We start from the raw sequence: 13662 nt of genomic DNA on the forward strand, positions 1-13662 counted from the left end.
AAAAACAAGTTAATAGTAGCACTTGGTGATTAAAGTATTTTAGGATTAAACCTAAGGAAGTTTATGTCAACTCTACAATAATTCTTAATGAACTAACGGGTAACGTTAGCGTCATAAAATGGCTGCCAATTGGCGGCCTTTTGAATGTATGATTCTTAACATAATTATACATTCGAATTGAAGAAAAAGATTACTTATATACAACAGATCAATAATATGAAATTCTTTGATTACAATATATCTGACATTATGGAGATAGAACTTTTTTAAAAGAGGAGTGAATAAATGACAAACGATGAAGCACTATGGGAAATTATCAAAGATATTATTATTTATATTAAGTACATCTTCCTTTCAAAAGAAAGAAAGTTTGCCTTCAATTTAAATTTAATACAAGAAAAATATTGGTATCAAAAATTGTTGGAGAATAAGCCAGCAATCAACAAGGTGATAGAAGGAGATAGAGAGCTTAAGGATTATATTTCATCGAGAAAAAAAGTTAGGAAAATGCTTAGAGACAAGGATGAAAGACAGCATTTTAAAAATTTGTTAGAAGCTAAACTATAATAATAAACTAGCTGAACTCAGATAGAGAATGAGGCTGCCAAGTGGCGGTTTATTGAATGTATGATTCTTACACAAATCATACATTCAAAATCTAAATAAAAAAACACCCTTGTTCATTTATCGGGGGCTAGGAAATTATGATAAGAATAGAAATCAAAAGGGAGGATTTCTAATGCATACAGAGAATAAAACAGTATTAGAATTAGTGGAATTTGATAAATACGATGTTTTAGGGTTAATAGAACTATCTGCATCAGTTGGCTGGGATTATGACGGACTTGAAATTAGAACTGTTATGTCATCTGGTAAAATATACGGACATAAAAATGCTGTGGGGAAAATTGTTTCCAGTGCTGCAATAATACCGTATGATACTGATCTAGCGTCCATTGGAATGGTTATTGTTAATGAAGAATATAGAGGTTTAGGCTTAGGAAAAAAAGCTACTCAGAATTGTATAGACAATGTTTCTCAAAATACCTCAATCATGTTAATTTCAACTGAAGATGGGAAACCCTTATATGAAAATTTGGGTTTTAATACTGTCGACTATGTACATAAGTATTTAAGCGATAATTATATTCCAACTAAATTGTTTATTAATCGAGAAATTACCTTAGAGAAATACAGTGAGAATGATATTAATGAAATTATTGAATTAGATTCAGCTGCATTTGGTGGTAAGAGAAGTAGGTTACTTCTTAACAGGATAAATCAATCAAAACACTGTTTAGTTGTTAGAAATCTAAAGGGGAAGATAATCGGATTTGGATTATCCATATTGGGACCAGTAAATCTATTAATAGGACCTATTGTAGCACCAGATTCACAAATAGCTGCTTTAATAATCGATAGGTTAGTTCTTAATCATCAAGGAAAGCTAAGGATTGATGTACCATCCAATAATGATGAATTAATGTTATTCTTAGAGAAAAGTGGATTTGTAAAAGTTAGTATTCCCCCGATAATGATAAAGAACTCTATTAATATGCCTTATAGGAATCAAGAGTTATATGCTATTACTGCACAAATCTTTGGGTAGCAATATCCTTATTCAACAAAGCCGACACAAGGACAGCTTCCTAGATCAGGTCTTATGTTAACTTAGCGAAAGAAAAAGGCTGCCAATGATGTGACCCCTAAAAGTTAGAGTTTTATATTACGCAGCCAATTGGTTGGTCTGAAGTCGGTATTGTACCGGACTCATACCAGCCAATTTCTGTTTGATGCGTTGGTTATTATAATAATAAATGTAGGACTCAATCTCTCGTTTCAGTTCCTCGTACGTGAGAAGTGGTTCTCCATAGTACATCTCTTGCTTTAACAATCCAAAGAAGTTCTCCATAGGCGAATTATCTAAGCAATTTCCCTTTCGGGACATGCTTTGGAACACCTTATGTTCTTTCAATATTTGGACCCATTTCGTGTGCTGATAATGCCAGCCTTGATCGGAGTGAATAGTCGTTCGATATCTTGCTTCTTTTACTACTTGAAGAGCTTCTTTCAATGGCTTCATCACGAAGTCTAGTGTCGGATGCCTACTTATCCCGTATGAAAGAATTTCACCATTATACATATACATAATCGGACTGAGGTAGAGTTTACCTCCATCCACACACTTGAATTCTGTGATGTCGGTGGTGAGTTTTTGATAGGGAATAGGGGTCTTGAACCGGCGATGGATTCTGTTCTTCGCTACCGTACCAATGGTTCCTTTGTACGAACTAAATCGACGGGATTTCCGGATGAACTTATCCCCCTTCAACCCAAGCTTTCTCATGATGCGTTGGACTTTCTTATGATTCACTAGGATTCCTTGGTTCTTTAACGCTAAACGAATCCGCCGATAGCCATAGTTACCCTTATGCTCTTCAAAAATGGATTGTATCATTGCTTCTAGTTCTTCATGAGGATTCTTCAGTTTGCTTTTTTTAACATGATAATGATAAGAAGATTCCGGAATGCCAATGACCTGTAGCACATCCTTCAGTCGGAACTCTTCTTTGAGTTCGAATGATATCGCTGCTTGTGCTTTTCGAGATAGCCTTCCGGATTCATCTGAAAAGCGTGCAACTTTTTTAGGTACTCAACCTCCAAACGGAGAAGTTCATTTTCCCGTTCGAGTGTCTGCTCACGTGTCATCTCTTTTACAGGTTGTTTTCTTCTTTGGCTGTTCTTCGCTTTGTCCAGGGCTTCCGTACCGCCTTCAAGGAGTTTTTTATTCCACGAAGCAATCAACGGTAGATTCGTTAACCCGAAGTGAAGAGCCGTTTCAGTAAAAGAAGCGCCTGTCCGATTCCTAAAGCTTAGTACATCAAGCTTGAATTGAACAGAATAAACTTCACTTTTTTCTTTTTTATGAGTCCAACGGCACCTTGTTTCTTGTATACATATACCTAATTTTTAAGTTGCGTAGGTGATTTGATCCCGTATTTACGCACGAGTAGTTCGTAACCAAGGGGACCAGTCAGATACTCTCTCACAACCTTCAACTTAAACTCATCACTATATTTAGCCATACTAAAACACCCCAAAAGGTTAGATTTTGACTCTAACTTTTGGTGTGCACTTCAGTTCAGGGCGATCCCCAAAATTACGTGTCCACATGTATACATTGATAAAAACCCCTTTCATTAAGAAAAGGGTAATATCTTGTGTAGTAAACTTTATTCAAAATGATTTTCGCCTATAATTAATGATTCATCAGCTAAAAATCGATTATACAAATGCTGTTCATCTACTTTATTCTTTTTGATCTTTTGTATGATAACATTTAATAATTGTCTTGGGTTGCGATTAAATTCTACATTTTCATCTTCAAAATGGAGAATAGGTTCATTTAAATATATATACGATTTTGGTTTTGTTAAGAAAGTCCACTGAACTTGTGGATTGTGTTTGATGATTGTTTCAGCATAGTAAATCGCAATATCCATTGCTAAAGCATAATCATTAACTTCTAAATCTACAGGGTTTTGTAGTAACCTTTCTTTTTCGTCTTCATAGATGAAATCAGGGTACTGACGTAGTTCATCTAAGTCCTTTTGTATTTCTTCATCCGTTAATGTACGAACTTCGATTACTGACAAATACCATTTAAATATATCTATTAAAGATTCTTTAGAATAATCGAGTTTTACTATTCCATTAGTTAAATTATATAGCACCTGAATCCGTAAGGGAATCTGTTGTAAATACCAATCAAAATGTTGTTGGGTTTCTTTTTTATTCATTTTTACAAAAGGTTTCATTTTAAATGGAGGTGCCATCCAAAGATAATCCATATAGTCTTCTCCTAAAAATTATTTTAGTATCTGATAGGGAATCTTATTCTTTTTCAAGTATGCCAATAAAGGTTTACTGCCTCCAACTTTACCAGTTTCTGCACTTTTAAAGAAGTGTCATTTCACACCATCAAGCTCATCATTCTTTACCAACCATGCATCTTTTTTAACCTGTTTCTCAACAAACTTTGTTTTAGACGTATAACCTTCTTTCGATTCTTGTCCCAAATTGGTTTTTTTAACATATGCGTCAACAACTCTTTTTCCTAACTTTTTCGTGGTTGGAATAGTTTTGTGTCCATCAGCTTTTAATAATTGGTTAAGATAAGCTTCCCAGCTGCACCTGTCAATCTCATAATTCACTCTCTATGGCACTAAAATGACGAAGTTTATCTTTAGAGACTTAATATTCTAAAGAAGAACCTGACAGCGGCCTTACAGTGGGGGAACGGTTAACCTACTTTAGAACAGTAGAATGCCAAACCTATGATCTCTGTGATGGTTACCAAACGTCCAAGTGCCAGCATACATCTATGCTGGCAAATATGATGCACAATGTCCCCATAAATTTTGTGTGGAGATCGCAGAACTACTTCCACAAGCAACGTTTACTACATTTGAAGAAAGTAACCATTACCCATTTTTTGAAGAAGAAGAAAAGTTTAAAATAATGGTTAAGGAGACCGCACGATAAGAGGTCATATAATGTCCATACAAAACCACCGTTAATCCTCTAACGGTGGTTTTGCTAACTTCGTTAAGTAAGAGAGAAGAAGATAGGTAGATAGTCTCTTTCTAAGATAGGAAATACGACAGTTTTCAGAATTTTGAGAAAAAGTTATTTTTAGAGTATATGTTTTTGTATAAATATGGATAGATTACTACTTTTGCTAGGCTTTACTAGGGATTCCGCCATTTTTACTATTCTCGTAGAGTTGGCTTTCTATAATAGAAAAGGGAGGAAAAAGTCATGAAAAAAATAGTAAATGTTGCGGTCACTTCTTTATTAACCATATCACTTTTTGCTGCGGGGACACCTGCTGCCTTAGCCGGTACCAATTATTCAGCTCCATACGTTAAGGAAAAGCAGGTGCAGTATCCTGTATTAAAGAAAGCTAAGAAACCTGAAGAAGCAGGGTTTTCTTATAAGAAGCTCCAACAGATAGATGGCATGATTCAAGAAGAAGTAGAAGAAGGATTCCCGGGAGCTGTTCTATTGATTATCAAAGACGGGAAAGTAGTAAAAAACACAGCCTATGGATATGCCAAAAAATATGATAATCTTACGCTGCTGAAGCATCCCCAAAAAATGAAACCAGATACGCTGTTTGATTTAGCTTCCAATACCAAAATGTATTCAGTGAACTTTGCGCTCCAGCAGCTTGTGAGCAAGGGGAAACTTGATATTAACCAGACCGTTCAGCACTATATTCCAGAATTTAAGGACCAGGAAGCAGATCTGATCAAAGGAAAGGACAAGCTTCGTGTAATAGATATTCTCCATCATAGTGCCGGATTTCCTGCTGACCCGCAGTACCATAATCCTAGTGTAGCTAAAGACCTTTATTCTCAGGACCGAAATACCACGTTAAAAATGATCTCCAAAACACCTCTAGAATATGAACCAGGGACAAAAAATATTTACAGTGATGTCGATTATATGCTTCTTGGATATATTATCGAAAAAGTTACGGGTGAAAGACTTGACCAATACGTTGATAAGCATATCTATAAGCCGCTTGGATTGAAGCATACCTATTTTAATCCGCTGGAACATGGATTCAAACCAAAGGATTTTGCAGCTACTGAATTAATGGGCAATACCCGCGACGGAGTGATTAGTTTTCCAAATATCAGAACGTACACCTTACAGGGAGAAGTTCATGATGAAAAAGCGTTTTATGCAATGAATGGAATATCCGGGCATGCAGGTCTCTTTTCAAATACAGAAGATCTAGCCGTCCTTCTACAGGTAATGCTTAATAATGGTGGGTATGGAAAGGTGAAAGTATTTGATCAAAAGGTTATTGACCAATTTACTGCTCCCTCTGAATTGAATCCTACCTACGGCTTAGGCTGGAGAAGAAATGGCAATGAATCGATGGAGTGGATGTTTGGTCCATATGCAAGTGAAAATGTAGTGGGGCACACAGGTTGGACTGGTACAGTGACCGTTATTGATAGGGAGAAGAATCTAGGGATTGTCCTTCTAACAAATAAGAAGCATTCACCATTGATTGATCCGCTTATCAACCCAAACAAGTCAGAAGGGGATGTCTTTAATACAGGACAATATGGCAGTGTAGTGACCGCTGTTTATGAAGCATTAATGGAGAATCAAAAATAAAAATTGAATAAAAGACGACTAGTCTAATGAATAGTCGGACTAAAATGAAAAGGACTGAGTCTGGTAGAATACCTTACTTAGTCCTTTAATAAATATGTTAATTATTCTGATTGCAAACTTTTTATGTAGGTGAATAATCTTTCTAACCATTCAATTCGGAAATCAATATAGCTGGTTGCGTGATCGGCAATAAACGGTAGATGTTTGTTTTTATTAAGCACTTCTTGCGGGACTTTATCCTTTAAAGAAGGCGTCCATCGCATTTTTTGTTTTTCAATGTTCGCGCCAAAAATGGAGAGAACTTCATCGATATCTACATGTTTAATAAAAATAAGTGCTGAATAAAGCTCCCCGACATCGGTTGACTGTTTAAAAATTGTATAAATCTTCTTTTCAAGCTCTAACCGACCGGCATCAGTAATTTGGTACATAGTTTTTTCAGGCCGTCTTGGATCCTTGAGAACTTCCACAGTTTCAACGTAACCACGCTTATGAAGCGCCTCGAAATGATAATATAACTTACTTTCGGTTAAACCGCTTACTTGGACAATCGCCAACGTTTCTGCGGCACCTTTATAAATTGAATAAGCATAATTATTTTGTTCGGCTAAAGAGCCAAGAATAAAAATAGGAATCGACATGGTGTAACTCCTTTCTCAGTATCCTGCACGTATTATAACAAACAAACGCTTCCTTTTGTTAAAATAGCGGAAAGTCACTGGTTTGTAAAAATGTATACTAGGGACAAATAAAAGCTGAAAAAAGCTGTCGAGGGTTTCTCGACAACTTTCAATGGTTATAAATTTGACGTTTTTCGGGGATGATTTATCTTTGGCTCTTGGCCGTTAATAATACGATCGAGAATTTCCTCTTCTAATAGAGATAATTTACTTTCGGACATATGCCGAGGTCTAGCTGCATGTACCTTGATATCCATCGCAATCTTTCCGTCCTCTATGAGTACAATACGATCGGCTAAGCGGATAGCTTCTCGAACGTCATGTGTAACAAGCAGGGCGGTAAAACCTGAAGTGCTCCAAATGGTTTCGATCAAATTCTGCATTTCTAATCGAGTAAAGGCATCGAGTGCACTGAGTGGTTCGTCAAGCATTAAAAGAGAGGGCTCATGGATGAGTGCTCTTGCTAACGCTACACGCTGTTTTTGACCGCCAGAAAGTTTAGACGGCCAAACATCTTTAAAGGACAATAATCCGACTGCATCTAACACCTTTTCAGCTTTATCCTCCCAGTTGCCATCAAGGCCAAGCCCAACGTTTTCTTTCACTTTTTTCCAAGGCAGCAGTCTCGAGTCCTGATACATCATGGTGATGTTCGAGGTGGATTGAGTGGAAGGGACCCCATCAAATCGTAGGTCGCCTTTCGTTAGCGTCTCAAGACCTGCGACTAGTCGTAATAATGTACTTTTGCCGCTGCCGCTTTTTCCAATAATGGCGATGAATTCGCCTTTATTGATCGTTAACGTTACGTCTTTTAACACTTCTTTTTCACCAAAGGACTTGCTTGCCTTTTCAATGTCTATTTGAATAGAATGGTCTGCAGCTATTCGTTTTAGATTTTCCATCTTACGCACTCATCCCCTTATAACTCTTTGTTGTAGCTTACATTCCACTTTAAGGACCATTTTTCTCCGATTTGTGCAATGATATCGGCAATTTTCCCCAGCAAGGCATAGATGATAATGCTCAATATAATAATGTCTGTCTGCATGAATTCACGAGCATTCGTTGCTAGATAGCCAATTCCTACTTCTGTCGGAATCGTTTCAGCTACGATTAAGGTCAGCCACATCACACCAAGTGCGTAACGAAGTCCGACAAATATAGAAGGGAGTGCGCCTGGAAGAAGAATGTCTTTGAAAAGTCTCCAACCTTTAAGTTTATACATTTTCCCCATCTCTACTAAGTCGTGATCGACATTGCGGATGCCATGAAAAGTATTGATATAAATTGGGAAAAGGACGCCGATAATGACTAAGAAAATCTTGGCTCCTTCATCAATCCCAATCCATACGATGACCAGCGGCAACAAGGCGAGATGGGGGATATTCCTAATCATTTGAATGGTTGAATCGAGATATCTATAGGAGGTAGTAGACAATCCGTTGAGTATCCCGAGCGCAAAACCAATTAATCCGCCGATCATTAATCCGATTCCTGCTCGCCATAAGCTTGCAAACACATGCCGCACTAATTCACCACTCATCAATAACTCCCAGAACGTAACCAAAACGGAAATGGGTGACGGGAATAGTGAGGGAGTGACAAGTTTCATCGAAGCGGTCACCTGCCAGGTTAATAAAAGTGCAAAAGGAATCACCCAAGGTTGAAATCCATATATCCATTTTTTTCTCATTATGGCTCATTCCTTTACAAAGAATAGTTGTTATTTTCCTAGGGGCATATCAACAGAAACGTCTAGTTTCTTAGGAATTAACTTGATTTCAAAATATTTATCCGCCTGTTTTTGCTGAGCATCAATGATTTCCTGAGTGATGGGACCCGCTCCAAACGTACGGCGGTTAACTTGTTTGGTCGTGATTTTCTCATCAATGCCAATACTAGACGATAATAGTTTGGCTACTTCTGCTTTGTTTTCGTTCGCCCACTTATCCGACTTATCAGTAGCTTCTAGAATAAGATCCACCAGTTCAGGGTGTTCTTTTGAAAATTGCGGTGTAGCAAAGTAGAATGTTCGGTTTGGATAGTCATAATCAACATTTTCGGTAAAGGTAAGGGTGTTAAGCTCCGTTTCCGCACTTGCGAAAAAAGGATCGTAGGAAGCAAGGGCATCTACTTGTTTGGTTTCAAAAATCGCTCGTCCTTGTGCAGCATCTTCCGGGTAAACCCATTTCACATCATCTGCGGTCAAACCGGCTTTCTCAAGGGCAAGGATGGCCAAATAATGATGATTACCGCCCTTCAGTACGCCTACTTTTTTCCCTTTTAATTGTTCAACAGAAGTAATTCCTGATTCCTTCAATATCATCAGCCCCACACCTTCAGGGTTCGGTGAATCAGCCCCGACATATACGAGGGGCTTTTCACTTGCTTGAGCAAAGATAGCGGAACCATCAGAGGCATGACCATAATCAATCGCTTTTGAGTAAAGACCTTCCAGCAGTGTACCGCCATGAGTGAACATTTTCCATTTCACTGTATATCCTTCTTTTTCGAGTTCTTCTTCTAAATACCCCGTTTCTTTTAAAATATTTAGGGTGTTTCCTTTTTGATAACCAATCGTCACTACTTTCTTCTCATTGCTTCCTGTTTCACTCGATTGTTTGCCGCAAGCTGCTAACAATAAGACGGCAGAGAGAAGAAGAAGTAATCCGGTAACCAGTCGTTTTGTATGAGTCATTTTCGTGTAGTCTCCTTTTATTTATTGAATTTGTAGGTAGCATCATACAAGCTGAATTCAATTTCTTGACCAGTACCCGAGAATTCAAGTGAAAATGGTTTTTCACCGTGTTCTTTAATGGTTGCAGCCACAATTCCGTCCCCAATCGGACGATAAAAAATAAGGTCGCCGCCTTCCAATTTTAAACGCTGTCCTTTAGCGTTTAAATGCGTATCAACGAATGCTTCCTCAGCTTCTAATCCAAGATAGGCTGACCATCTTTCAACAACACTTTCTAAATCTTTTACAGCAAAAGCTACGGAAGTAAGTTCAACGTTACCAGCAGGATGAGGCGCAATCACACCTCGCTTCGAAAGATCTTCTGTGCGTTCATCGTCGGCTTCATCCCACTGTATAAAAAACGGCAGATCTGGTTGTTCATCCGGTTTGCCTACAAAAAGAAGTTTCCAGCTGACAACACTGCCATCAGGACGTGTCCGACTAAGCGGGGAAGGGCCGTAAACGTCTAGGCCAAGGTCTCGGAATCTCTTAGCGTCAGCTTCTAGATTCGTGGAGCGAAGAGCCACTCGTGCTAAGCCCTCGGCAAATTGTCTTTTCACAATACTTTCTCTTAGGCTATAAGGAGCCTCAGCTGAATGCTCGACCAGTGCTTGATCGAATACACCAATCAGCTCAATATAACTTAATCCAAAATAACTTAGGGCGTTGTATGTACCTAGCGATTCATGCCGTCCACCTTCAACAGCATGCAGACCCTTTTCTTGATACGATATAATGGCATCCTCTGGGCTTTTTACGAAGTGCACGATATGATCTAATTTGAATGTCATGTGTACGCTCTCCCTCTTTAAACTATAGTAAATAATGGGCTGTAAGCAGAAGAAATACCTGTCCCTGAACCAACATTGCCTGCTCGTCAAAGTCAAAGCGAGGATGATGGTGAGCAAATTGCGTCGCGGGATTTTCATTTCTAGCCCCTACATGAAAGAAGGCGCCTGGTCGATGTTGAAGATAGTATGCAAAATCTTCAGCACCAAGGACCACTTTCTTTAATGCAAGAGCTTCAGGAGAAAGGTTCTCTTTCACTAACTGTTCAATAAGCTGGGTTTCCTCCCGATGGTTTTCAAGTACTGGATAGCCGTTCAGATAATCTAATGTATACGTGATACCGTCAGCAGTCTGGAAGCCGTCCAATATACGGCGGATTTCTTCTTCAATTTGCGTTCTGACATCACTGTTAAGCGCGCGAACTGTCCCCTCAAGCACGGCGGTATCCGCGATAATATTGAAGGCATTGCCTGCATGAAAACTTCCGATCGTCACGACAGCAGGTTCCATCGGATCTACGCGCCGACTAACAATCTGTTGCAGATGACTGACGAGTTCGCTGCCAATTGCGACCGCATCTACCGTCGAATGCGGCTTTGCACCATGACCGCCTTTGCCTTGAATGGTAATTTTAAAGGCATCAACAGAGGCCATAGAAGCACCAGAGCGTATGGCTACCTTACCAATCGGTACATCAGTAGCCAAATGCCCGCCAAAGATGTAATCGACTCCGTCTAATACCCCGTCATCAATCATTGCTTTTGCACCACCGGGAGGCTTTTCCTCCGCAGGCTGAAAGATCAAGATAAGGGTTCCGCATAAATCATGCCGTTTACGACTAAGCACCTTTGCTACCCCCAGCAAGGCAGACGTATGACCGTCATGACCGCAGGCATGCATGGCACCATTAACAGTCGATTTATAGGGAACCTCTTTTTCATCCTGAATGGGTAAGGCATCAAAGTCAGCCCGAAAGGCAATGGTCTTACCTGGAGAATCGCCCTTGATGACTCCAACGACACCGTTTCCTCCAATGTTCTCTCGAACATCAATCCCAAAACTCCTCAGCTTTTCGGCTATGAACCTTGGAGTCTCGACTTCTTGAAAAGAAATCTCTGGATTCATATGCAGATACCGTCTCCAGGTAACGATTTCTTCAAAAGAATAAAAAAGCTCCTTATTGAAATCAATCTTTAGTTCTTGCATCCGTTTTTTTCAGCACCTTTCTAAATTATAAATATATATACTAGTAAATAGGTGGGGATTATATGATTTTAATTAATTATAAAGACAATTCAGAATTTATCAACACATTAACGGAATTTTCTGATATTTATTTTTAAGGAGTAATTGCATAGAGAAAGAGAGAATAGAAAACGAAAGGGAATGTGGGATCGTAATTCTCGGGAGGTTAGGAAGGCTAGGATCGTTATTCTCTTATATAATAAAATCCCCTCGGTAATTGAGAGGATAAAAAAGTGCGAGATGTTCACTTGGATAATGTGAATAGCAAAAGATTTGAGTATTGGTGGCCAAAAGTCTTAAATACCACAAAAAATGGCTTCATCTATTGAACTGGTTGATGCCGATTCATCTGTTTATTTTTTATAATCTGTGACAATATAAGGCTGTAATCTGTGGCTAGGAAACATAGATTCTTCAGTATGGTTATTACCAAATAGTTTTGAAAGTTAAGGAGAATAAATCGAGTATCGATTTACAAACCATTAGTGCCTTATCTCGTATTGAGTTTTGCAAGCTGCGACAAGCGGAATCACAAAAGGGAATGCCGTCATAATCAGTATTATTGATGCTGCTCCAGAAATGAATAAACAGATTTTTGAGGGACTTTCTGATGGAGGGAATGTGATCATGCAGTTATCTCAACCCCATGGTCAGCAACGTAGGGTATGGTCTTTTGAATCTTTTTCTAGATGATTCAGCAAAAACAACGTTATCTGCAAGTACTTATTTATAAATATGGCCTAATGACTGTCAATACGCACAAAATTGCCGCAAGCAAAGCTTGCGACCATCCTGTTTCATACTATTTTAATGTTTGAATGCTAGTTCATACTGTTTTGGAAGTTCAATCTGCTTATTCAAAGTTTTAGAAGCTTCTAATGTCCAGTAAGGATTACGGAGCATGCCTCTTCCAACTGCCACTAAGTCAGCTTCATCATTACCAATAATTGAGTTTGCAAGAATTGGATCTTCTAATCGGCCTACAGCAATCACCGGAACGTCTAGCGCTTTTTTGATTTCTCTCGCTAATGGCGTTTGATAATTGGCGTGTGTACCTGGTCTTCCATCAGCACCAATCGGTCCTTCCCCACCAGAGCTAACATGGAACATATCGACTCCTGCCTCTTTAAAGACTTTTGAAAACTCGATACTCTCTTCAATTCCGTATCCGCCATCCACATACTCTTTAGCAGAAATACGCATGATCAATGGCATATCAGCAGGCATTTCGCTTTTCGCTGCTTTAATGACTTCCACTCCGAATTTGGTAAGGTCTTTTCCGTATTCATCATCCCTTTTATTCGTAAGTGGAGATGTGAATTGGTGAATTAAATAACCATGTGCTCCGTGCAACTCAATGACGTCGAATCCAGCTTGTACGGCTCTCCTGACTGAGAGACGGAACTTCTCGACCATTTCCTTCACTTCTTTTGTTTCCAAGGCTCTTGGCGTTTTGTAGGACTCGTCAAAGGTTATTGCTGAAGGTGCCACAGGTGTTTCTGCATCTTCGGCTTTACGTCCTGCATGAGCGATTTGGATGCCAATTTTAGCTCCATATTGATGCACTTCATCGACAATCTTAGTGAAAGCTCCAACCTGATCGTCAGACCATAAGCCAAGGTCGCGATTGGAAATCCGGCCATCCGGTTCCACATCGGTCATTTCCACGATGATCAAACCTGTGCCACCAATCGCTCTGCTCACATAATGATGTTGGTGCCAGCTTGTCGGTATGCCATCTTCAGCATCGACTGAGTACTGACACATAGGCGGCATGACGACTCTGTTTTTAAGATCGAGATTTTTTATATTGTATGGGGAAAATAAATGATTCATATTATCTAACTCCTTCATCGTGTAATATAATGCATGCGCATGTATTTATATCATGTCAAAAAAACAGTGTCAACTAATTCAAATCGAGGCGATGCCAAAATACGCTATTGTCATTGCTCCATCCTATTGGTACATTTAATTGAACGAGGGATAAATTAAAATAAGTTAACGAAGTGA

At 38.9% G+C, this 13662-nt stretch carries 14 protein-coding genes; 4 read left to right on the top strand and 10 right to left on the bottom strand.

Annotated elements, in window-relative coordinates:
* The first annotated feature begins 285 nt into the window (after positions 1-285).
* Together WYK_RS22635 and WYK_RS22640 are read left to right on the top strand one after the other, a co-directional pair.
* Positions 286-567, top strand: coding sequence for a hypothetical protein (locus WYK_RS22635; protein WP_040376691.1), 282 nt, complete (start codon positions 286-288; stop codon positions 565-567).
* A gap of 172 nt (positions 568-739) precedes the next feature.
* Positions 740-1609, top strand: a complete 870-nt coding sequence (locus WYK_RS22640) for a GNAT family N-acetyltransferase (RefSeq protein WP_040376692.1) — start codon at positions 740-742, stop codon at positions 1607-1609.
* A 117-nt stretch (positions 1610-1726) separates the two neighbouring features.
* On the opposite strand, the gene WYK_RS22645 is transcribed toward WYK_RS22640, so the two are convergent.
* The gene (locus WYK_RS22645) at positions 1727-2587 is read right to left on the bottom strand and encodes an IS3 family transposase (RefSeq protein ID WP_051387864.1); all 861 of its coding nucleotides are present in this window, start codon (positions 2585-2587) and stop codon (positions 1727-1729) included.
* On the opposite strand from WYK_RS22645, the gene WYK_RS24700 reads away from it, so the two are divergent.
* Positions 2571-2846 carry a hypothetical protein gene (locus tag WYK_RS24700; RefSeq protein ID WP_152526541.1) on the top strand — a complete coding sequence of 92 codons (276 nt, stop codon included), beginning with the start codon at positions 2571-2573 and terminating at the stop codon, positions 2844-2846. The two genes, WYK_RS22645 and WYK_RS24700, sit on opposite strands and share 17 nt — an antisense overlap.
* Positions 2847-3233: 387 nt before the next feature.
* Here WYK_RS24700 and WYK_RS22655 read toward each other — a convergent pair whose 3' ends face one another.
* Both WYK_RS22655 and WYK_RS22660 read right to left on the bottom strand, forming a co-directional pair.
* Entirely contained in the window at positions 3234-3851 is a 618-nt protein-coding gene (locus tag WYK_RS22655) for a hypothetical protein (RefSeq protein ID WP_040376693.1), read from the bottom strand.
* Between the two features lie 117 nt (positions 3852-3968).
* Positions 3969-4214, bottom strand: a complete 246-nt coding sequence (locus WYK_RS22660) for a hypothetical protein (protein ID WP_040376694.1) — start codon at positions 4212-4214, stop codon at positions 3969-3971.
* Between the two features lie 607 nt (positions 4215-4821).
* Between WYK_RS22660 and pbp4b the strand changes: the two genes are divergently transcribed.
* The gene (pbp4b, locus tag WYK_RS22665; protein WP_040376695.1) at positions 4822-6198 is read left to right on the top strand and encodes a penicillin binding protein PBP4B; all 1377 of its coding nucleotides are present in this window, start codon (positions 4822-4824) and stop codon (positions 6196-6198) included.
* Between the two features lie 101 nt (positions 6199-6299).
* Here pbp4b and WYK_RS22670 read toward each other — a convergent pair whose 3' ends face one another.
* The 7 genes from WYK_RS22670 to WYK_RS22705 form a co-directional block, all read right to left on the bottom strand.
* A complete protein-coding gene (locus WYK_RS22670; RefSeq protein ID WP_040376696.1) occupies positions 6300-6839 on the bottom strand; it encodes a PadR family transcriptional regulator in 540 nt (179 codons plus the stop codon).
* Positions 6840-6994: 155 nt separating this feature from the next.
* Complete coding sequence (locus WYK_RS22675; protein WP_051387867.1) at positions 6995-7780, bottom strand: ATP-binding cassette domain-containing protein; 786 nt, start codon at positions 7778-7780, stop codon at positions 6995-6997.
* A 17-nt stretch (positions 7781-7797) separates the two neighbouring features.
* Positions 7798-8571: an ABC transporter permease subunit gene (locus WYK_RS22680; RefSeq protein ID WP_040376697.1), complete on the bottom strand. Its 774-nt coding sequence runs from the start codon at positions 8569-8571 to the stop codon at positions 7798-7800.
* A gap of 30 nt (positions 8572-8601) precedes the next feature.
* Positions 8602-9576 (bottom strand): aliphatic sulfonate ABC transporter substrate-binding protein, encoded by a 975-nt coding sequence (locus WYK_RS22685; RefSeq protein WP_040376698.1) that lies wholly within the window; start codon positions 9574-9576, stop codon positions 8602-8604.
* Positions 9577-9593: 17 nt separating this feature from the next.
* The gene (locus WYK_RS22690; protein ID WP_040376699.1) at positions 9594-10406 is read right to left on the bottom strand and encodes a VOC family protein; all 813 of its coding nucleotides are present in this window, start codon (positions 10404-10406) and stop codon (positions 9594-9596) included.
* A gap of 22 nt (positions 10407-10428) precedes the next feature.
* Positions 10429-11610: a M20 metallopeptidase family protein gene (locus WYK_RS22695; RefSeq protein ID WP_040376700.1), complete on the bottom strand. Its 1182-nt coding sequence runs from the start codon at positions 11608-11610 to the stop codon at positions 10429-10431.
* Between the two features lie 846 nt (positions 11611-12456).
* A complete protein-coding gene (locus WYK_RS22705; protein ID WP_040376702.1) occupies positions 12457-13485 on the bottom strand; it encodes an NADH:flavin oxidoreductase/NADH oxidase in 1029 nt (342 codons plus the stop codon).
* Positions 13486-13662 lie beyond the last annotated feature (177 nt).

The organism is Peribacillus psychrosaccharolyticus ATCC 23296, from assembly GCF_000305495.1.
GTDB classification, from domain to species: domain Bacteria; phylum Bacillota; class Bacilli; order Bacillales; family DSM-1321; genus Peribacillus; species Peribacillus psychrosaccharolyticus.